Source organism: Streptomyces sp. NPDC002676, assembly GCF_053592455.1.
The window spans coordinates 182,781-202,676 of sequence record NZ_JBSFVT010000012.1; the positions used below are offsets into that span (position 1 = coordinate 182,781).

18 protein-coding genes are annotated in these 19,896 nt (G+C 72.1%); 6 read left to right on the forward strand and 12 right to left on the reverse strand.

All coding sequences use genetic code 11. The features are described from left to right. The first annotated feature begins 5 nt into the window (after positions 1-5). Complete coding sequence (locus ACWD3E_RS28815; RefSeq protein WP_451390485.1) at positions 6-6,200, forward strand: type I polyketide synthase; 6,195 nt, start codon at positions 6-8, stop codon at positions 6,198-6,200. Positions 6,201-6,278: 78 nt separating this feature from the next. Here ACWD3E_RS28815 and ACWD3E_RS28820 read toward each other — a convergent pair whose 3' ends face one another. The 7 genes from ACWD3E_RS28820 to ACWD3E_RS28850 all read right to left on the reverse strand — a co-directional run bounded on the left by ACWD3E_RS28820 (position 6,279) and on the right by ACWD3E_RS28850 (position 11,947). Beyond that, positions 6,279-7,430 (reverse strand): zinc-binding alcohol dehydrogenase family protein, encoded by a 1,152-nt coding sequence (locus ACWD3E_RS28820; RefSeq protein WP_451390486.1) that lies wholly within the window; start codon positions 7,428-7,430, stop codon positions 6,279-6,281. A gap of 57 nt (positions 7,431-7,487) precedes the next feature. Then, on the reverse strand, positions 7,488-8,423 hold the full coding sequence (locus ACWD3E_RS28825) for a ketoacyl-ACP synthase III (RefSeq protein WP_451390487.1): 936 nt from the start codon (positions 8,421-8,423) through the stop codon (positions 7,488-7,490). Beyond that, the gene (locus tag ACWD3E_RS28830) at positions 8,420-8,665 is read right to left on the reverse strand and encodes a phosphopantetheine-binding protein (protein WP_451390488.1); all 246 of its coding nucleotides are present in this window, start codon (positions 8,663-8,665) and stop codon (positions 8,420-8,422) included. Before ACWD3E_RS28830 ends, ACWD3E_RS28825 begins: the two co-directional genes overlap by 4 nt. 30 nt (positions 8,666-8,695) lie before the next feature. Beyond that, positions 8,696-8,944, reverse strand: coding sequence for a biotin/lipoyl-containing protein (locus tag ACWD3E_RS28835; protein ID WP_451390489.1), 249 nt, complete (start codon positions 8,942-8,944; stop codon positions 8,696-8,698). Then, positions 8,941-9,921 (reverse strand): alpha-ketoacid dehydrogenase subunit beta, encoded by a 981-nt coding sequence (locus ACWD3E_RS28840; RefSeq protein WP_451390490.1) that lies wholly within the window; start codon positions 9,919-9,921, stop codon positions 8,941-8,943. The genes ACWD3E_RS28835 and ACWD3E_RS28840 overlap by 4 nt, the downstream gene beginning before the upstream one ends. Further along, positions 9,918-10,820: a thiamine pyrophosphate-dependent dehydrogenase E1 component subunit alpha gene (locus tag ACWD3E_RS28845; protein ID WP_451390491.1), complete on the reverse strand. Its 903-nt coding sequence runs from the start codon at positions 10,818-10,820 to the stop codon at positions 9,918-9,920. The genes ACWD3E_RS28840 and ACWD3E_RS28845 overlap by 4 nt, the downstream gene beginning before the upstream one ends. Before the next feature lie 353 nt (positions 10,821-11,173). Then, on the reverse strand, positions 11,174-11,947 hold the full coding sequence (locus tag ACWD3E_RS28850; RefSeq protein ID WP_451390492.1) for a thioesterase II family protein: 774 nt from the start codon (positions 11,945-11,947) through the stop codon (positions 11,174-11,176). A gap of 147 nt (positions 11,948-12,094) precedes the next feature. Between ACWD3E_RS28850 and ACWD3E_RS28855 the strand changes: the two genes are divergently transcribed. The 5 genes from ACWD3E_RS28855 to ACWD3E_RS28875 all read left to right on the forward strand — a co-directional run bounded on the left by ACWD3E_RS28855 (position 12,095) and on the right by ACWD3E_RS28875 (position 17,050). Next, positions 12,095-13,072 (forward strand): hypothetical protein, encoded by a 978-nt coding sequence (locus ACWD3E_RS28855; RefSeq protein ID WP_451390493.1) that lies wholly within the window; start codon positions 12,095-12,097, stop codon positions 13,070-13,072. 40 nt (positions 13,073-13,112) lie between these two features. Then, entirely contained in the window at positions 13,113-13,394 is a 282-nt protein-coding gene (locus tag ACWD3E_RS28860; protein WP_451390494.1) for a DUF7737 domain-containing protein, read from the forward strand. Further along, positions 13,391-15,712 carry a DUF4132 domain-containing protein gene (locus ACWD3E_RS28865; RefSeq protein ID WP_451390495.1) on the forward strand — a complete coding sequence of 774 codons (2,322 nt, stop codon included), beginning with the start codon at positions 13,391-13,393 and terminating at the stop codon, positions 15,710-15,712. The genes ACWD3E_RS28860 and ACWD3E_RS28865 overlap by 4 nt, the downstream gene beginning before the upstream one ends. Continuing rightward, complete coding sequence (locus tag ACWD3E_RS28870) at positions 15,712-16,104, forward strand: hypothetical protein (RefSeq protein ID WP_451390496.1); 393 nt, start codon at positions 15,712-15,714, stop codon at positions 16,102-16,104. The genes ACWD3E_RS28865 and ACWD3E_RS28870 overlap by 1 nt, the downstream gene beginning before the upstream one ends. A 271-nt stretch (positions 16,105-16,375) precedes the next feature. After that, positions 16,376-17,050, forward strand: coding sequence for a 2'-5' RNA ligase family protein (locus ACWD3E_RS28875; protein ID WP_451390497.1), 675 nt, complete (start codon positions 16,376-16,378; stop codon positions 17,048-17,050). A gap of 117 nt (positions 17,051-17,167) precedes the next feature. Here ACWD3E_RS28875 and ACWD3E_RS28880 read toward each other — a convergent pair whose 3' ends face one another. From ACWD3E_RS28880 to ACWD3E_RS28900, 5 genes are read right to left on the reverse strand one after another with little or no spacing between them, the layout of a single operon-like run. Continuing rightward, entirely contained in the window at positions 17,168-17,359 is a 192-nt protein-coding gene (locus ACWD3E_RS28880; RefSeq protein ID WP_451390498.1) for a hypothetical protein, read from the reverse strand. Positions 17,360-17,419: 60 nt separating this feature from the next. Further along, positions 17,420-18,532 (reverse strand): pyrroloquinoline quinone biosynthesis protein PqqE, encoded by a 1,113-nt coding sequence (gene pqqE, locus ACWD3E_RS28885; protein ID WP_451390499.1) that lies wholly within the window; start codon positions 18,530-18,532, stop codon positions 17,420-17,422. After that, a complete protein-coding gene (pqqD, locus tag ACWD3E_RS28890; protein WP_451390500.1) occupies positions 18,520-18,759 on the reverse strand; it encodes a pyrroloquinoline quinone biosynthesis peptide chaperone PqqD in 240 nt (79 codons plus the stop codon). The genes pqqE and pqqD overlap by 13 nt, the downstream gene beginning before the upstream one ends. Next, on the reverse strand, positions 18,756-19,430 hold the full coding sequence (gene pqqC / locus ACWD3E_RS28895) for a pyrroloquinoline-quinone synthase PqqC (RefSeq protein WP_451390501.1): 675 nt from the start codon (positions 19,428-19,430) through the stop codon (positions 18,756-18,758). Before pqqC ends, pqqD begins: the two co-directional genes overlap by 4 nt. Continuing rightward, a complete protein-coding gene (locus tag ACWD3E_RS28900; protein ID WP_451390502.1) occupies positions 19,424-19,831 on the reverse strand; it encodes a hypothetical protein in 408 nt (135 codons plus the stop codon). Before ACWD3E_RS28900 ends, pqqC begins: the two co-directional genes overlap by 7 nt. Positions 19,832-19,896 lie beyond the last annotated feature (65 nt).

The window sequence follows — 19,896 nt, forward strand, 5'->3', positions numbered from 1 at the left end:
AGTACGTGATGAATGAGGAAAAGCTCCTCAGCTATCTCCGCCGTGTGACCGCCGACCTCCAGGAGGCCAAGCTCCGCGTGCGCGAGCTGGAGGCCGGCAGCCAGGAGCCCATCGCCATCGTGGGCATGGCCTGCCGCTACCCCGGCGGCGTCACGTCCCCCGAGGACCTGTGGCGGCTGGTCTGCGAGGACACCGACACCGTGTCCGAACTCCCCAGGGACCGCGGCTGGGACGTGGACAACCTCTACGACCCCGACCCGGACCGCATCGGCACCGCGTACGCCCGCGAAGGCGCCTTCCTGTACGACGCCGCGGACTTCGACCCCGCCCCGTTCGGCATCTCCCCGCGCGAGGCGCTGGCCACCGACCCGCAGCACCGCCTGCTGCTGGAGGCCGCGTGGGAGGCCTTCGAGCGGGCCGGCATCGCCCCGTCCGCACTCAAGGGCAGCCGCACCGGCGTCTTCACCGGGCTCATGTACCACGACTACGCCGCCCGGCTGCGCTCCGTGCCCGACGACGTCGCCGGCTACATCGGCAACGGCAACTCGGGCAGCATCGCCTCGGGACGGCTGGCGTACACCTACGGGCTGGAAGGCCCCGCGGTCACCCTCGACACCGCCTGCTCGTCCTCGCTGGTCGCCCTCCACCTCGCCGTCCAGGCGCTGCGCTCCGGCGAGTGCACCATGGCCCTGGCCGGCGGCGTCTCCGTGATGGCCTCCCCGGTGACCCTGCTGGAGTTCTCCCGGCAGCGGGGCCTCGCACCCGACGGCCGGGTGAAGGCCTTCGCCGCCGCGGCCGACGGCACCGGACTCGGCGAGGGCGTCGGCATGCTGCTGCTGGAACGGCTCTCCGACGCCCGACGCAACGGCCGCCGGATCCTGGCCGTCGTGCGCGGCACCGCCGTCAACCAGGACGGCGCCTCCAACGGCATGACGGCCCCCAACGGCCCGTCCCAACAGCGCGTCATCCGCCAGGCCCTCGCCGACGCCCGGCTCTCCGCCGACGAGATCGACGCGGTGGAGGCCCACGGCACCGGCACCCGGCTGGGCGACCCCATCGAAGCCCAGGCCCTCCTGGCCACCTACGGCCAGGACCGGCCCGAGGACCGGCCGCTGTGGCTGGGCTCGGTGAAGTCCAACATCGCCCACACCCAGGCCGCCGCCGGTGTCGCCGGCGTCATCAAGATGGTGATGGCGATGCGGCACGGCCGGCTGCCGCGCACCCTGCACGTGGACGAGCCCTCACCCCAGGTCGACTGGTCCGCGGGCGCGGTGGAGCTGCTGACCGAGGCACGCGACTGGCCGCACACCGGCCGTCCGCGCCGGGCCGCCGTGTCCTCCTTCGGCATCAGCGGCACCAACGCGCACGCCATCGTGGAGCAGGCGCCCGCCGCCGACCCGGCCGACTCCGCCGACACCCCGCAGCCCACCGTCCGCACCGCCACCGTGCCCTGGGTGCTCACCGCCAAGTCCGAGGAGGCCCTGCGCGCCCAGGCAGCCCGCCTGCGCACCCACCTCGACACCCACCCGGACGGCACCCCCCAGGACTTCGGCCTGTCCCTGGTGACCTCCCGCACGCTCATGGACCACCGCGCCGCCGTCGTGGCCGCGGACCGGGATGCCTTCGCCGCCGGCCTGACCGCACTCGCCGAGGGCACGGACGCGCCGGGCCTGGTACGAGGGGTCGTCTCCCGCCGGGGCAAGTCCGCGTTCCTCTTCACGGGGCAGGGTGCGCAGCGCTTCGGAATGGGCCGTGAACTGTACGCGGCGTTCCCGGTGTTCGCCGAGGCCTTCGACGCGGTCTGCGCCCGCTTCGACGGGGAGTTGGACCGGCCGCTGAAGGAGGTCGTGTTCGAGGACGCCGCCGCGCTCGACCAGACCGTCTACACGCAGGCGGCACTGTTCGCCCTCGAAGTGGCGCTGTTCCGGCTGCTCGAATCCTGGGGCCTGGCCCCGGATGTCCTGCTGGGGCATTCGATCGGTGAGTTGGCCGCCGCGCATGTGGCGGGGGTGTGGTCGCTGGAGGACGCGTGTGCGCTGGTCGGCGCGCGCGGTCGGCTGATGCAGGCGCTGCCCGAGGGCGGCGCGATGGTGGCCCTGCAGGCGACCGAGGCCGAAGTCGCGGAAGCGCTGGCCGGCCGGGACGACGCGGTGTCGATCGCCGCCCTCAACGGGCCCATGTCTGTGGTGATTTCGGGCGACGAACCCCAGGTGCTGGAGATCGCTGCCGGTTTCGCGGAGCAGGGGCGCAAGACCAAGCGCCTGACTGTCTCCCACGCCTTCCACTCGCCCCGCATGGAGCCGATGCTCGCGGAGTTCCGCCAGATCGCCGACAAGCTCACCTACAACGCGCCGCGCATCCCTGTCGTGTCGAACCTGACCGGCGAGCTGGCCACGGCCGAGGAACTGTGCAGCCCGGACTACTGGGTACGGCACGTCCGCGAGGCGGTCCGCTTCGCGGACGGGATCAAGACGGCCGCCGGGCAGGGCGTACGTACGTTCATCGAGCTGGGCCCGGACGCCGTCCTCTCCGCGATGGGCCAGGACAGCACGGACGACGCGCTCTTCGTGCCCGCCCTCCGCGCCGACCGCTCGGAGGCGCACACCCTGACCTACGCCGTGACGCAGGCGCACGTGCGCGGAGTCACGGTCGACTGGGCGGCGTTCTTCGCGGGCCGTGGGGCCGAGCCGGTCGACCTGCCCACCTACGCCTTCCAGCGCGAGCGCTACTGGCTGGACAACGGGCTCCTGACCGGGGATGTCGAGTTCGCCGGTCTGGGGAAGACGGACCATCCGCTGCTGGGTGCGGCGGTGCAACTGCCGGACACTGGTGGGGCCTTGTTCACCGGTCGGCTCTCGGTCGAGGCCCACCCCTGGCTCGCCGACCACACCGTGGCCGGGATGGTGCTGCTGCCCGGCACGGCCTTGGTGGACGTGGCACTGCGGGCCGGGGAGGGGCTGGGCTGCGGTGAGCTGAGCGAGCTGACGCTGCGGGCGCCGCTGGTTGTGCCGGAGCAGGAGGCGGTCACCCTCCAGGTGGTCGTGGGCGCTCCGGACGAGCGCGACTGCCGGCTCGTACGGGTGTACTCGCGTGCGGCCGCTGCCGACGGCGAGGCCGACTGGACGCTCAACGCGGAGGGTCTGCTTTCCGCTTCGTCGGATGCCGCGTTCCCGTGGGCACCGGGGGAGTGGCCGCCGGCCGGAGCCGAGCCGCTGCCGGTGGACGGGCTGTACGAGCGGCTGGCCGACGGCGGGCTGGAGTACGGCCTGGCCTTCCAGGGGCTGCGGGCCGCCTGGCGGCTCGGCGACGAGGTGTACGCGGAGGTGGAGGCGCCGCAGCCGGTGCTGGACTCCGCCGAGGGCTTCGGGCTGCATCCGGCTCTGCTGGACACGGCGATGCACGGGCTGAACCTCGGTGGCCTGCTGGCCGAAGACGGCCGGGGGCGGCTGCCGTTCTCCTGGAACGGGGTACGGCTGCACCGCGCGGGCGCGGCCACCTTGCGGGTGCGGCTGGCACCGGCCGGGCCGGACTCGGTGTCGTTCGCGGCCGTCGAACCCTCGGGCGCCCCGGTGGCGTCCGTGGACGCCCTGGTGCTGCGGCCGGTCAGCGTCGACCAGGTGCAGGCCGGTGCCTACCAGCGGTCGCTGTTCCGGCTGGAGTGGACGCCGCTCGCGGCGGCGCAGGCCCGCGCCGTTCGGTGCGCCCTGCTGGGCCCCGACGACGCCCGGTTGCGCCGCGCGTTCGGGGACGCGGGCACTGCCGTGCAGCGGCACGCCGACCTCGCGGCGCTCCAGGCCGCCCTGCAGGAGCCCGGTGCCGTGGTCCCGGACCTGGTCCTGGCCGGCGTACCGGAACCGGCCGGTGACGAGAACCCGGTGGAGCGCGCGCACCGGCTGACGCGGGACGTCCTCGCCCTGCTCCAGTCCTGGCTGGCGGACGACCGGTTCGCCACGGCCCGGCTGGTGGTGGTCACCCGGGGCGCGGCGGCACCGCCCGTCACGGATCCGGCGGTGGCGACGGTCCTGGGGCTGGTGCGTTCGGCGCAGGCCGAGCACCCCGGCCGGTTCGTCCTGCTGGACCTCGACGGCGCGGAGGAGTCCGCCGCAGCGGTGCCCGCCGCCCTCGGCACGGACGAACCGCAGCTGATCGTCCGTCAGGGCGCGATGTCGGCTGCCCGGCTCGCCCGGGCGCAGCTGACCGCCCCGGCCGACGCCGAGCCCCCTGCGCACGGCACGGTCCTCGTCACCGGCGGCACCGGAGCACTGGGCGCCCTGGTGGCGCGGCATCTGGTGGCCGAGCGCGGCGTACGGCGGCTGCTGCTCACCAGCAGGCAGGGCAAGGCCGCCCCGGGAGCCGCCGAACTGGCCGCGGAGCTGCGGGAGCTGGGCGCCTGCGTGACCGTCGCCGCGGTCGACGTCGCCGACCGGGAGGCACTGGCCGAGGTACTGGCCGCCGTACCGCAGGATCATCCGCTGACCGGTGTGGTGCACACGGCGGGCGTGGTCGACGACGGCGTGATCGGCTCGCAGACTCCGGAACGGCTGGCCGCCGTGCTCCGGCCCAAGGTGGACGGCGCCTGGAATCTGCACGAGCTGACCGCCGACGCGGACCTCTCCCTGTTCGTGCTGTTCTCCTCGCTGGCCGGCACGCTGGGCGGAGCCGGACAGGGCAACTACGCGGCGGCGAACACGTTCCTGGACGCGCTGGCCGTGCACCGGCGGGCGATCGGCCGTCCCGCGGTCTCCCTGGCGTGGGGCATGTGGGCGCGGCTCAGCGGGATGACCGAGGGCCTGAGCGAGGCGGAGCTGCAGCGGCTGCGCCGGGCGGGCCTCGGCGCGCTGTCGGACCAGGAGGGCCTGGCGCTCTTCGACGCGGCGAGCGCCGGTGCGGACGCCACGCTCGTCCCCATGCGGCTCGACCCCAGCGGGCTCGGCGGTCAGTCGTCGGGTGAGCTGCTGCCTCCGCTGCTGCGGGACCTGGTCCGGACCCCGGCCCGCCGGGCGGCTCGGCCCGCCGCCGGGACCGGAGGTCTGCGGCAGGCGCTTGCCGAGCTGCCCGAGGCCGAGTGGGAGCAGTTCCTCGGCACGGCGGTGCGCGACCAGGTCGCGGCGGTGCTCGGCCACTCCTCCGGGGCGGTGATCGACGCCGACCAGCCGTTCACGGACATGGGCTTCGACTCGCTCGGCGCCATCGAGCTGCGGAACCGGCTGACCGCCGCGGGCGGCGTCCAGCTGCCGGCCACGCTGATCTTCGACCACCCGACGCCGGCCGCGGTCGCCGCGCATCTGCGCGGGCTCCTGGCGACGGCCGCCGCCGAGGACGCCGTACAGCAGAGCGAGCCGGCGTCGGGCGGGCCCCGCGTCTCCTCGCCGGCGGGCTCCGTGGAGGCGCTGTTCCGGCAGGCGTGCGAGGCCGAGCAGTACAAGGACGGTGTGGAGCTGCTGATGGCGGCCTCCCGGATCCGTCCCGCCTTCGACGCGGCGGACGCGGACCGGCACGCGCCGAAGCCGGTGCGGCTCTCCCATGGACCGCGGCGGCCGTCGCTGGTCTGCTTCGCCGCCCCGGTGGCGCTGTCCAGCGTCCACCAGTACGCGCGGTTCGCGACGGCCTTCCACGACGTGCGGGACGTGTCGGTGCTGGTGCCGACCGGCTTCGCCGAAGGGGAGGCGCTGCCGCGGTCGGTCGAGACGGCCGTCGCCGCCCACGCAGAAGCGGCACTGACCTGCGCCGACGGGGGACCGGTGGTGCTCGTCGGGCACTCCTCCGGCGGCTGGCTCGCGCACGCCGTGGCCGCACGGCTGGAGAGCGTCGGCGTGGTCCCCGACGGTGTGGTGCTGCTGGACACCTATCTGCCCGGCAACGACGTCGTCGACGGCTTCGCCTCGGTCTTCATGGACAGCATGTTCGACCGGGAGGGGCTGGTGGACGGCGTGGACTTCACCCGGCTGACCGCGATGGGCGCCTACTTCCGGCTCTTCGCCGACTGGGAGCCGACCGAGATCACGGCCCCCACCCTGTTCGTCCGCGCCGGTGAACGCATCGCCCCGGGCGACCGGTCCGGCGCCCCCGCTCCGCAGGCCTTCTGGCAGCTGCCGCACACGGCGGTCGAGGTGCCGGGCAACCACTGGAGCATGATGGAGGAGCAGGCTGCCGCCACGGCCCGGCCGGTCGTGGACTGGCTCGGCCGGAACGGGGATTGACGCACCGCAAAAGGCCCCGCCCCGGCGTCGTACGGACGCCGGGGCGGGGCCTTTTCGCGGGTCTCAAACCCCTTGTGGCTACAGCGGGTTCACGTTGTACAGCGGGAAGTACGACCCGATCCGGCCCGCGGCGTAGTCGTCCGCCAGCTTCGGCACCTCGTCGAAGTCGTAGACCGCGGTCGACCCCTCCGGGGCCGTCCAGCCGCTGGACTCCTGGAAGTCACGGATGCCGGGGGAGTCGGGCAGCCGCCACACATGCGTGTTCACATGGATGTGCCGACTGATGCACTCGGCGCCCCGCAGATGGGACAGCCGCATGCCCGCCTTCCAGCCGCACGTGGTGACGACGCCCTCACGGGCGAGGGCCTTCACGGTGACGTCGTACAGCGGTTCGCCGATGTTGTCCACGAAGATCGCGACGCCCTGGCCGTCGCTCAACTCGTCGACGACACCGAGGAAGTCGGTGACCGACTGCCTGCGGCGGGCCTGCCGCTCCCGGTCAGCCCTGGCCTGCCGGGGCGGGAGGGAGAGGTCGGGGTAGAGCCGGCGGTCCACCGGGACGATGCCGTGCTCGCGCAGGAAGGCGATCCGCTCGTCCGAGCCCGCCGTCATGGCCACCCGGAACCCGGCGCGCTTGGCCAGCATCAGCTCGGCGAACGCCACCCCGCCGCCCCAGCCGAACACCAGGTGGTCGGACGGGTCGTCGTCGGCGATCTGCGTCCGCCAGCAGCCGTACGCCTTCTGCCAGTTGTCCCACGCCGTGAAGTACCGGCCGTAGGTGGCCCACTGGGGCAGGGAGTAGGCGGTGTCGGCCGGGATCGGCAGCAGCACCCGGGTGTCCATCTTCGACCGCTTGGTCAGCAGGCCGATGGTGTTCGGGGCGTCGTAGGCGTAGGCGAGTTCGGCGTAGCCGTAGCGGTCGCACTTGCCGAACGGCAGCAGCAGACACAGGTCCCCCTCGCGGACCTGCACGTCCCGGTCGCCCGCGTTCACCTTGAGGACGCGGACCACGCCCAGGTTGCCGAGGACCACGGCGTCCTCGCCGCGGCTGCTGCACACGTCGATCGGTGAACGGGCCAGCGCGTGATCGATGTTGGCCTCCCAGGAGCCGAGGATCGGCTCCACCAGGGCCTCACCCTCCTCCAGCGGGCCGAAGGTGAACAGATCACGTTGCAGTGCGCCGCCCGGGCCGCCGTCGTGCGTGCCGACCAGCGAACCGGAGCGAAGCACCCAGGCTTCTGGCGAGTAGATGACAACCTCCTAAGTTCAGGACTTCCGCGTGCCCGGCTAACGGGCCGCGGGAATCCGGTAGTTCACCGACACCCCGCCCCAGGCCTCGCCCGCGCCGTAGGCCACGGCCCCGAGCCGGCCCTCGTCGGGCAGGGAGCCCGAGTCCAGCTCGTCGGCGAACGCGAGCGGGATCGACGCCGACGAGGTGTTCCCGAAGTGGGCGATACGGTTCACGAAGGGCACGCCGAGGTCGGCGGTGAAGGTGCGCACCTGCTCCAGGATGCGGCCGTTGGCCTGGTGGCCGACCAGCACGGTCGGCGCGGGGTCCCGCTCGGCGAGATACCGGGCCGACTCCGACATCCGGCGCACCGCACGGTCGTACACCTGCACCCCGTCGAGATGGATGCCGCCGGCGTCGGTCTCCCGCATGAGCGCCTCGCCGGAGCCGTCGCAGCCGGCGGTGTGGTGGAAGGGCGCGAACTCCTCGCGCCGCTCCAGCAGGACGGCGGCGGCTCCGTCGGCGAAGATGCAGGCGGTCTGCCGGTCGCTCCGGTCCACCAGCCGGGACATGGCCTCCACCGAGCACACCAGGACCGACGACGCCTGCCCGGCCTCGCACAGGGACAGCCCGGTGACCAGCCCGTAGACGAAGCCGCAGCAGGCCGCGTTCATGTCGAAGGCCAGCACCGAGGAGGGCAGCCCGGCCAGTTCCGCCACCTTCTGGGCGATGCCGGGGACCCGTTGCTGCACGGACGTGCTGACCAGGACGAGGGCGCCGACGGAGGACGGGTCGGCCAGCCGGCCCACGATCGGCGCGCAGGCCTCCGCCGCCACCTCCGCCAGCGGGACGTCGTCGTCGAGCCAGCCGCGGGAGGCGATCCCGCTGCGGCGCCTGATCCACTCGTCGGTGAGGCCGATCGCCTCGAAGTGCGTGTTGTCGACGATCCGGCCCGGCTTCGCGGTGGCGAGATCGACGATGCCCGCGCTCGTCACTGCTCGGCCAGCTTCACGAAGTAGGCGGTGAAGTCCTGGAGCAGACCGAAGGTCGCGGTCTCCTTCAGATCGGCCTTGACCTGCAACTCCCGCTCCAGCTGCTGGGTCAGCTCGACGATGTCGAGCGAGTCGAGGTCGAGGTCGCCGACGGGCCGCTCGAGGTCGTCGTAGCCCAGGGACGGGTCCCGCTGCCGCAGCTTGGTGAGCATGGTGTCGGCGATCCGGCGTTCGATGTCGTTCATTACTTTCTCCTTGCAGCCGTGGGGCGGCGGCTAGTCGGCCGCCAACTGGTAAAGCACGTCACCGGACTTGAGGATCGTGCCGACCGTCGCGGAGAAGGCGGTGATACGGCCGCCGCGCTCCGCCAGAATCTCGGTGCTCGCCTTGTCGGTCTCCATCACCGCGACCACGTCCCCCCGCTCGACGTGGTCGCCGACGGCGGCGACCCACTCGACCAGCAGCGCCTCGCCGAGGCCGTGGCCGAAACCGGGTACCTGCATGTCGATGTGTTCAACGCTCACTTCATCATCACCTGGATCTCATCCGTGATCTCGCGCACGCCGATCAGGTAGTCGTGCTCGAAGTCCGCCGGGGGGTACTCGCGGCGCTCGGGGGCCAGCCGCCGGATGGGGCCGCGCAGCGAGTCGAAGCCGCTTTCGGCGACCGCGGCGGCGACCTCGGCGCCGATGCCCGCGTACTTCGTCGCCTCGTGCACGATCAGCAGCCGCCCGGTCCGGGACACGGACTCGAGGACCGTGTCCATGTCGATCGGCGCAACCCAGCGCAGGTCCACCACCTCGACGTCCACCGTGGGGCTGAGCGCGTGCGCCGCCTCCAGGACCTCGTTGGTGACGGCGCCGAAGGTCACGACGGTCACGTCCGTGCCCGGCCGGACGATGCGGGCCGCCGTCGGCGACGCCGCCGGCACCTCGCTGCGGGCGGGTGCGGTCCGGCGCCAGTAGAGCCGGATCGGCTCGTGCATCACGACGGGTGAACCCAACTGCACCGCGTACCGCAGGATCTGGTCGGCGTCCTCGCCCGTGGACGGATACGCCACCGAGATACCGGGGGCGCGCGCGAACAGCGCCTCGTTGGACTCGCTGTGGTGCTCCACACCGCGAATGCCGCCGCCGGACGGGATACGCACCACCAGACTCGGACTGACCTGCCCGTTCCAGCGGTTGCCGATCCGGGCCGCCTGCGTGACCAGCTGGTTCACCGCGGGATAGACGAACCCGTCGAACTGGATCTCGCACACCGGCACCAGTCCGCTGATCGCCATCCCGACGGCCTGGCCGACGATGGTCGACTCCGCCAGCAGCGAGTCCCGCACCCGGTCCTTGCCGAAGCGCTCCTGGAGACCTCGGGTGACGCGGAAGACCCCGCCCAGCCGTCCGATGTCCTCGCCGAGCAGCAGCACCTTCGGGTCCTGCTCCATCAGGTCGGCGAGGGTCGCGTTGATCGTCTCCGCCATGCTGGCGGGCCGTCGCAGGGTCATCGCGCATACCCCTTCATCAGCTGGTTCCGCAGCTCCCGCACCTCCGCGTCGACGGACTCCCGCCAGGCGGCGTCCACCACGCTCTCGGCGGTCAGCCGCTCCGCGTAGGCGGTCACGGGGTCCGACACGCGGGTCCTCTCGATGTCGTCGCGGCTGCGGTACAGCTCCTGGGCGTCGGAAGTCGAGTGGCCGTGGATGCGTCCCACCGAGATCTCCACCAGATACGGCGACCTGGACTCGCGGATGTGCTCGGCGGCCCGGGAGCAGGCGGCGAAGACGGCCTCCGGGTCCTGCCCGGACAGCGCGGCGGACTCGATGCCGAAGCCCCGGGCGCGTTCGGCGACGGAGGTGCGCATCTGCTCGCCGGCCGGCTTGGAGATGGCCCAGCCGTTGTTCTGGCAGACGAACAGCACGGCGGCGGACTCGGTGGCGGCCAGGTTCATCGCCTCTGACATGTCGCCCTCGCTGGTGGCGCCGTCACCGACGTAGACGACGGTGAAGTCGTCCTGTCCCTGGAGGCGTTGGCCCAGCGAGTAGCCGACGGCGTGCAGCGTCTGCGCCGCCAGCACCAGCGTGTAGGGGAAGAAGCGCTGCCGCCACGGGTCCCAGCCGCAGAACGTGCGGCCGGCCCACTGGGCCACCAGCTCGTCCGGGGCGACGCCCCGCAGGAGCGCCACCGCGTGCTCACGGTAGCTGGGGAAGATCGCGGGTTCGGGTCCCACAGCGAGGGCGGAGCCGACCTGCGCGGCCTCCTGGCCCTGACAGGACAGCCAGAGGTCGAGCGCTCCCTGCTTCTGGAGCTGCCGGGCCTCCTCGTCGACGCCCCGCGCCACCAGCATGTGGTGCAGCAGGGACCGTCTCGTGTCGTCGTCCAGACCCTGTTCGGATGGCGATTTCAAGGTCTTCACATTCGAACCCCCGTGTCCTTTGGGTGCGTTGCCGGTCAATGGGTGGCGTCTGCCGCTGTCGCGATCGGACCGTCGACGAAGGGAGTGGGCGAACACGTGCCAGAACTCGGCACTGGTGTTCGAGCGTGCGGTACGCGCAACTGCCGGGTGTGTTACGGCCTTCTGGCCGGCCGCGAGGGCACACGGCCCGTCATCGGCGGTACGGCCGGGCCCGGCACCAAGCACTGAACGGTCACGCAGATACCTCCCCCGTCGCACGGATGACTCGCACCCATGCCGTACCGCACACTACCGAAATCGTCCCGGGCGACCTAGTCAGGGTCGCCTCAAGATCCACACACGGCTCAGGCGGGCTGAGTGTGGGTCAGCCGCGCCAGCCGGTCGGTGATGATCTCGGTCACCTCGGCCTGCCGGTCCACGAGATAGAAGTGCCCGCCCGGCATGGTGTGCGACTCGAAGGCGCCGGTGGTGTGTTCGCCCCACGCCTCGGCGTCCCCGTCCGCCACCTTGGGGTCGTCCTCGCCGTTCAGCGCGATCACGGGGCAGTTCAGCGGCGGGCCCGGACGGTACTGGTAGCTCTCCACTGCCTCGTAGTCGGCGCGCATCACCGGAAGCGCGAGCTGGACGAGTTCCTCGTTGTCGAAGACGCGCGGGTCGGTGCCGCCCAGCTTGCGCATCTGCTCGATCAGCGTCCGGTCGTCCGGCAGTCCGCCGAACTCCTTCCGGTGGCGGGACGGGGCGCCCCGCCCGGACACGAACAGCGCGACCGGCGGGCGGCCCATGGCCTCCAGGCGCCGCGCCACCTCGAACCCGAGCATCGCTCCGAGACTGTGCCCGAACACGGCCATCCCGCGGTCGCTCCACGGCGTCAGCTCGGCGACCAGCCCCTCGGCGAGCTCGTCGATACGCGTCAGCAGCCGCTCCTGCCGGCGCTCCATCCGCCCCGGGTACTGCACGGCGAGCGTGTCGACCCGCGGGCCGAGCGCCTTGGCCAGCCCCGAGTAGAAGGGCGCCGAACCGCCCGCGTGCGGGAGGCACACCAGCCGCACCGGCGCGTCGGGTGCGGGCGAATACCGCCGTATCCACGGGGAGTTGAGGGAACTGTCGGCCGCTGTCATGTTACTCCTGGGTTCTGTGGTGCTGGCGGTCGTGCGCCGACAGGGCAGTTCCTGACGCCGCCTCACGTCGAGCATGTGGAAGCTTGGGGGTGAGGTGTGGATCTACCGTACTGGCCCGCGATCCAGTGATCCACAATTTTCGAATGCGTGTCCGTGGTCCAGGTGTTCAGCAGTCAACCATGGGCTGTCCGCCGTCCAGGAACCCGCATCGACCGGCCCGAAGCCGGACGCCTGGGCTTCCGGTACCGCGCTTCCAGCGAGCGCGAGGTCAGCGCGGCGTGCGACCGGCTCGTGTCCGGGGCCACGGTGATGGACCTGCAGGGCGGGATGGTCCGGGCCAGGGGCAGCGACTACGACGAGTACCTGCTCCATACGTGCGAACTGCTCAGCTCCTGCACCATCTACAAGGTGCCCGGCCCCGGCAGGACCACGAACCTGTTCACGCTGGTGGTGCGAGGCAGTGACCCCTCCGAACCGCTGAACCCGATCGGTGATGACAGCGGACTCGAGCCGTTCTATGCGTACGGCACCGGCGATCGCGCCGACAAGCCCGATGTCACCGCCGTCGCCGACCGGCGCCCCGAACCATGGCCGGTGGGAGACGGCACGCTGGGCCGGTACGGGAACCATTTCACCACCGTCCGCGCCGTGTGCGGACCCGGCAGCAGCGCGACGGCCCCGAAGCTGCTGAACGTCACCGCCCGCGCCGACTATGAGGACGTCCCCACAGCAGACCGCCAGCGCCTGGCCCGCATCGCCCGCTCGGCCGCCGAGAAGCTCACCCACAGGATCGGCTGCAAGACCCGGCTGCCCGACCGTGCCCTGGCCGTACCCGTCCGCGACGCGAACCCCGTCGAGAGCTGCCTGCCGGCGGTCAGCCCCGACCAGGTGGGCCGTATCACAGGCGGCGCAGCGGCCGGGCACACAGCCGGCGGTTGGTGGGCCTCCTCCCTCCGCGACGGCAAGCCGGCCCTTCACACCCTCAGCACCAGCTACGCCTACGACGACGTGCTCGGCTCCCGGACGCTGTCCGCCCTGTTCCGCGCGTACGTCGCCGACATCACGAAGCAGCGCGGCTGCACCCACGTGACGTACCCGGACGCGAAGGACTTCCGCCTGACGTGAGGGTGATCGCAATGTCAGTGCCCCCTGCCATCATCCCGCCATGTTCTACGACGCCTTGGTGGCCGCATCCCGGAGGAACGACTCGCTCGACGCCGTGAGGACAGGCGCGCTCCACCGCGTCCGCCGGCTCGCCGGCCTCCTGGAACCGGACGACGCCTACCTGTGCATCGTCCCGGCACGCGGCAAGGGCGACGGCAAGGTGTTCCTGCCGTTCGAGGACGGACGCCCCTCCCTGATCCTCAGCAAGGCCTTCCTGCTCGCCGCCGATACCAAGATCAGCGACGAGACCATCCTCCGCCAGATCAAGAAAGGTGCCCGATGAACCTCGCCGCCCGGCTGATGCGCGCACTGACCGACCCGGACTTCACACTCGAGGACGGGGACAGACAGCCGGATCTGTCACAGGTGTCCGACGAGGAGCTGGGCAGCCTGCTCGTGACGGCCCACCGGCTGGACGCCTCGGCCACGCACACGATGACGAGGATCCGCTTCGCGGTCGAGGACGCGGCCATGGAACGGCAACCGCGCTATACGCCCGACGCTTGCCGCGGGATGTTCGAGGCACTCGTCGCACAGTACGAGGAGCGCGGCTGGGCGGACCTCACCCTCGGCCTGGGCGCGCTGGAGCGCTGCACAGGACCACTGCCCGACGTGGCCGAACCGGCCCGCGCCCTGGTCGAGTTCAGGCTGGAGAAGGACACCGTGCGACAGCCGTACGCGCTGCTCGCTGTCGCGCGGCTCGCCGGCGAGGGGACACTCCGTGCGGCCGTGGAGCGTCTCTCCCGTGACGTGGGCCCCATCGTCGCGGAGGAGATCGCCGTCGTCGCCGGCCTCCCTCCGGCCGAACAGACCCTGCTGTCCGTGATCGACCGGGGCCAAAGGTGGGCCTCGCCGGTCGCGCCCGCCTGGCGCAGGTCTGCCGAGAACCCCGCCTACGTGGCGTTCGCCCGCCGCGCGCTGGAAGCGGCGGCCGACCGCACCGACGCGATCCGGGCCGGCGAGATCCCCTACCGGGCGGACAAGGCGTTCACAGACCGGGAGACCACCTCGCTCGGGCAGGCCCTGCGCGTGGCGCTGCTGCGCGACGAGCCCTGGCTGCCGGAGCTGTTCGAGCGGCTGCTGCCCGGCGTCGCCCTCGCCCCGACGGCGGCCAAGACGCTTCCGTCGCAGGCCCTGCTGTACGAGGTGGTCCGCGCCGCGCAGGACTTCCCGACGCCCGAGCTGGTGACCGCGATCCGCACCGTGCGCCGGACCGTCCGGCACGCCGGCGTGCCCAAGCAGCTCGACAAGATGCTCAAGAAGGTCGACGCGGCCCTCGCCGAACGCACCGACGTGGCACTCCGGCTACCGAGGCTGGAGTTCGACGATGATGGTCGCCTGCAGCGGACGGCCGGCGACTACCACGCCGTCGTCACAGTCGCCGAAACCGCCACGCTGACCTGGGAGAAGGACGGCCGTCCACTCCGCAGCGTCCCCGCGCCGGTCCGCCGTGACCACACCGCCCTCGTCAAGGAGCTGCGCGAGTTGGTGAAGCGGGTCAACGCCCAACTCGTCACCCTCGTACGTGCGTTGGAGGGCGGCTTCACCGTCGACGCCGTCCATTCGTACGGCTGGTGGCGCACCGAGCTGGCCGGGCACCCCCTGGCCCGGACCCTGGTACGTCGGCTGATCTGGGAGATCGAGGTCGCACCCGGCGAGTGGCGGGCCGTACTGCCCGAGACGGACGAGCCCCTTCCCGGCGCGCCCGACGACGCCTCCGTGCGGCTCTGGCACCCCATCCGCTCGGAGCCGGACACCGTGCGGGCCTGGCGGAACCTGCTCGTCGAACGGCGGATCCGGCAGCCCTTCAAGCAGGCGTTCCGCGAGATCTACCTGCTCACCCCGGCCGAGGAGCAGACCCGCGTCTACTCCAACCGCTTCGCCGCGCACCTCGTCCACTACCGCAAGATGTTCGCCCTGTTCCGGGCCCGGGGCTGGAAGAGCGACCTGCTCGGCCCTTGGGACGACGGGGACGGCGACGAGGCCGAGCGCACCCTCGCGGCGGGGGAGTGGAGGGTCCGCTTCTTCCACAGCTGGGCCGACTGGGCGGGCGAGGACGAACTGGCCTCGACCGACCAAGTGCGCTTCGACCGCCGGGTGGAGGGGGCCTGGCACGCGGCACCGCTCGCCGACGTGCCCCCGCTGGTGTTCAGCGAGGCGATGCGCGACGTGGACCTCTTTGTCGGCGTGACCTCGATCGCCGCCGACCCCGACTGGACCGACGGCGGCTCCGGGCGCACCTACTGGGAGCGGGCCTCCTTCGCCGAGCTGACGGAGAGCGCCGAGGCCCGCCGCGACGCCCTGGAACGGATTCTGCCGCGCCTGAAGATCGCCGACCGGTGCAGGCTCGACGGCCGTTTCCTGGTCGTCCGAGGGGATCTGCGCACGTACCGGATCCATCTGGGCTCGGCCAACATCCTGATGGAACCGGACGACGCCTACCTGTGCATCGTCCCGGCACGCGGCAAGGGCGACGGCAAGGTGTTCCTGCCGTTCGAGGACGAACGCCTCTCCCTGATCCTCAGCAAGGCCTTCCTGCTCGCCGCGGACACCGAGATCACCGACGAGACCATCCTCATGCAGATCAAGCGAGGTGCCTGATGGCCGGCGTGACCTTCCGGGACGAGACCGCGACGGGCAAGCCCGTCACCGAGTGGGAGGTCACCGGGCTGCCGGAACAGATGACCGTACGCGAGCTGATCAGGCTGCGAGTCCACCACGAGGTCGCCCGGCACAACGCCAGCCCCAGCGACCGCTTCAACGGCCTCGTCCGCCCCGACGACGCCGAGACGGAGTTGAACGGCTACCGGCTGCGCGCTCCCCGCCGCATCGACGGGGAGCGCCAGGCCGAGATCGCCGAACGCGCCTTCCTGGCCAACGGGTTCTTCGTGCTGGCCCGTGACCGCCAGGTCGAGGACCTCGACGAAGTCGTGGACCTCACCGTCGATCCCGACCTGGTCTTCATCAAGCTCGTCGCCCTGGTCGGAGGCTGAGCGACCGGCCCGGCATCGCCCTGCGTTCCGACTCGGCCACCAGCAGCTCCGCGTCCCCCTGTTGCGCCGCGTACCCCACGAGCATTTTGTGGCTCTCGGAACACAAGGTGCCGGGCTGTGCCGGCCGGATCAACGATCTGATGGAGATGTGCGCCGGGCAGGTGCGCCACACGCCGGCCCCGTTCACGTGCGTCGGCGGCAAGGTCGTCGTACGCGGGCCTGCGCGAGGTGAGGCATGGTGAAGCCCCTTGGCCGGCGCCATGATGGTGGTGTGCCCTGCCCTGCGACGCCCGGCCCGGCCGAGGTTCCTGGCTCGGCCGGGGTTCCTGGCCCGGCCTCCGGCCTCGGCCGCCTGGAGTCGGCCCCCACGCCTCGGACCGCCGTGGCGTGGCTTCCCCCGGCGGGACTGTGGCCTGCCATCCAGCGCATCCGCGTCCAGCACGACCCTCAGATCCGCCGCTGGCCGCCCCACGTGAACCTGATCTTCGGCTTCGTACCGGAGGAGGACTTCCCGGCGGCGCTCCCGCTGCTGGCCGCCGCTGCCGCCGGGTGCCTGCCCTTCGACATCCGGCTCAGCGGGGTCCGCGCCTTCCGTCACCGTTCCTACTCCACCGTGTGGCTCGATCCCGCGGCGGCCGGCGCCGAGCCCTGGACGGAGCTTCGGCGCGCGCTGGCGGAACCCTTCCCCTACTGCACGGACCGCTTCCCGCGCTTCATCCCGCACCTCTCGCTCGGGCGCACTCGCGTCCCGAGGATCCTCGCGGCCGAATGCGCCGCCCGGCTCGGCGTGCTGCACGCGCGTGTAGCCGATGTCGCACTGCTCTCCCGTCGAGGTGCCGGCCCTATGCGGACGCGCGCCACGATCGACCTGGGCACCGGCGCGGTACACCGCCACCTCGGACCGGACCCGGCCACCGGCGGGTACCAGCCACCGGAAGCGCACTGACCGGCCCGGCAGGCGCTTCGTCCAAGACCCGCCGCCGTGGCCCGGCCGACGCTTCGAGCCCGGCCGAGCGAACCGCCCCACCCGGGCGGGCGGTACCAGAGCCGATCGGCTGCTCGCCTACATCGCGGCGCAGACCGAGCGGATCATCATCGTCGCCACCTCGACCACGTTGATCACGATCCACGACCGGATCAAGATCGCCGAGGACTTCAGCGTGCGCCGGCACCTGACCGGCGGTTCGCGCACTACGGTCACGGCAGACCGGAAGAGGCCATCGTGGGCCCCGGCGGACAGGTCGGTGCTGTTCATCAGCGGCGGTCTGCGAGCCGTCCTCGACGCGACTCCTCGCGGGCCGGCTGGCGGCAGCCGTCACCAGGGAACTGGAGGAACTCGGCCAGCCGGTCGGGTCGTCGTTCGGCTCCGCGTGAACCGGCGGTAGACGAAGTCCCCGCCCTGCCGGGCGGCGAGTTCGGTGATCAGAGCGTGGTCCGGTGACAGGGAGCACGCGGGATCCGTACGCCCCGCGTCCCCGGTGAGCGCGAACGCCTGGCAGCGGCACCCGCCGGAGTCGGCCTCCTTGCGCGGACAGGACCGGCAGGGCTCGGGCATCCATTCGGTGCCCCGGTAGGCGTTGAACGCGGGCGACTCGGACCAGATCCAGTCGAGGGAATGCTCGCGGACGTTCGGCGCGTCGAGGGGGAGGCCGTAGGCGGCGGGGCAGGGCAGGACCCGGCCGTCGGGGGCGACCGTCAGGGAGATCGAGCCCCAGCCGCCCATGCAGGGTTTCGCGACGCCCCCGAAGTAGTCCGGGACGACCCAGATCAGCTCCACGTCGGTCCGCTCCCGCCAGGACTCGACTGCCCTCTGGGCGCGGACCAGTTGATCGCGGGTAGGCATGAGGGCGGCACGATTGACCAGTGCCCAGCCGTAGAACTGGACGTTGGCGAGTTCGATGCGCACCGCGCCCCAGGCGATGCCGAGTTCGACGATCGCGTCGATGTCGTCGAGGTTGCGGCTGTGCAGGACGACGTTGAGGCCGAGGGGCAATCCGGCCTCGCGGATCAGGGCGGCGGCCCGTTGCTTCGCCGCGAACGACCGCCGCCCGGCGATCAGTTCGCAGGAAGCGGCGTCGGCACCCTGGAGGGAGAGCTGGACGCTGGGCAGCCCGGCCGCCGTCAGCTCGGCCAGTCGTTCCCGCGTCAGCCCGAGGCCGCTGGTGACGAGCTGGGCATAGATCCCGGCTTGGGCCGCGCCCGCAACGATCTCGGTGAGGTCGCGCCGCAGCAGCGGCTCGCCGCCGGAGAGGTGGGCGTGCGCGACGCCCAGCCCGGCGGCCTCCTCAAGGACGCGCAGCCAGTCCTCGGTCGTCAATTCGGCGCGGGGCGAGATGAGTTGGGTCGGATTGGAGCAGTAGGGGCAGCGCAGTGGGCAGCCGTGGGTGAGTTCGGCGAGCAGCGCCCAGGGCGGGTTCACCGCAACCATCCGTGCTCCTTCAGGTCGTCCAGGAACACCGTGATGTCAGCGGCGCCTTCGGCCGGGAACTCGGCGGCGATCTCCGGCACGGTCCGGGTGCCGTCGCACAGGCCGACGATCGCGGCGGCCTCGGCGTTGAGGACGACGATCCGCTCCGGGACGATCAGCAGCGTGCTCTGCCGCACCGCGCAGTGGCGCAGGCGGGCGTACGGGCTCAGGGCGGGTCGCCAGGTCATACCGGGGCCCGTTCGACTGCGTCGAGGAGGGTCCACAGCACCTCACACTTGTAGGCGAGCGCGGCGAGGGCCGCCTCCTGGTCGGCGCGGGTGCGAGCCCAGGCCAGCACGAGCGACAGCGCTTCGCCGCTGTCGCGGCGGCCCTGGCCGACGCGGGCCTTGAAGTAGGCCAGGCCCTCGGGGTCGATCCAGGTGTAGTGCCGCTCGAAGGCGGCGATCCGCGTGGCCATCAGGTCGGGCGCGAACAGCTCGGTCAGCGAGGCGGCCACGGCTTCGAGGGGTGTGCCGTTGCGGCACAGGTTCACGTAGCCGTCGACGGCGAGCCGCACGCCGGGCAGCACCTTGTCTCCGGCGAGCAGGTCGGCGCGGTCGAGTCCGGCGGCCTCGCCGAGGCGCAGCCAGCGCTCGATGCCGCCCTCGTCGCCGTCCGTACCGTCGTGGTCGGTGATGCGGCGGATCCACCGGCGGCGCAGCGCGGGGTCGTCGAGCTTGGCGAGGATCAGGGCGTCCTTCACGGGGAGGTGCCGCTGGTAGTGGAAGCGGTTGAGAATCCAGGTCCGCAGCTCAGCCGGGGTCAACTCCCCTCGGTGCATACGGAGGTTGAAAGGGTGCCGGTGGTGGTAGCGGTGTTCGGGCACCGCCCTGAGTTCGCTCTCGAAGTCGATCACCATGCGATGACCATTCCTTCCGAGGCCACCTCGACTCCGCGCTCCGCCAGTTCCGCGTGGAACGGGGAGCCCGGGTCGACGAGGGGTGCGTGTAGAGGCACCGGGCGGGCAGTGCGGCCAGCCGGTCCCGGGTCGCGAGGATCGGCAGGTGTCCCAGCTCCGTGGCGGTCTTCACCGAGAGGCCCGCCGTGCGGGTCCGGGGCGTACAGCAGCCCGCCGAGCCGCAGCGCGCTCACCCAGCCGCCGTCGGCGAAGTCCCGGGCGTACCGGGGGCGTTTGCCCGAGACGGGCAGCAGTTCGCACCCCTCGACGTCCCGCCATCGCAGCCGTACGTACGGGGCGAGGATCTCTCCGAGCCGTAGCCCTTCGCTCACCGCTTCCCGTACGGCGTCGGTGAGGATCACGCCGGCCGGCGGGGTACAGCGGCCTTCCGGGCGGAGCCAGGGACAGCGCTCGATCTGCTCCCGGC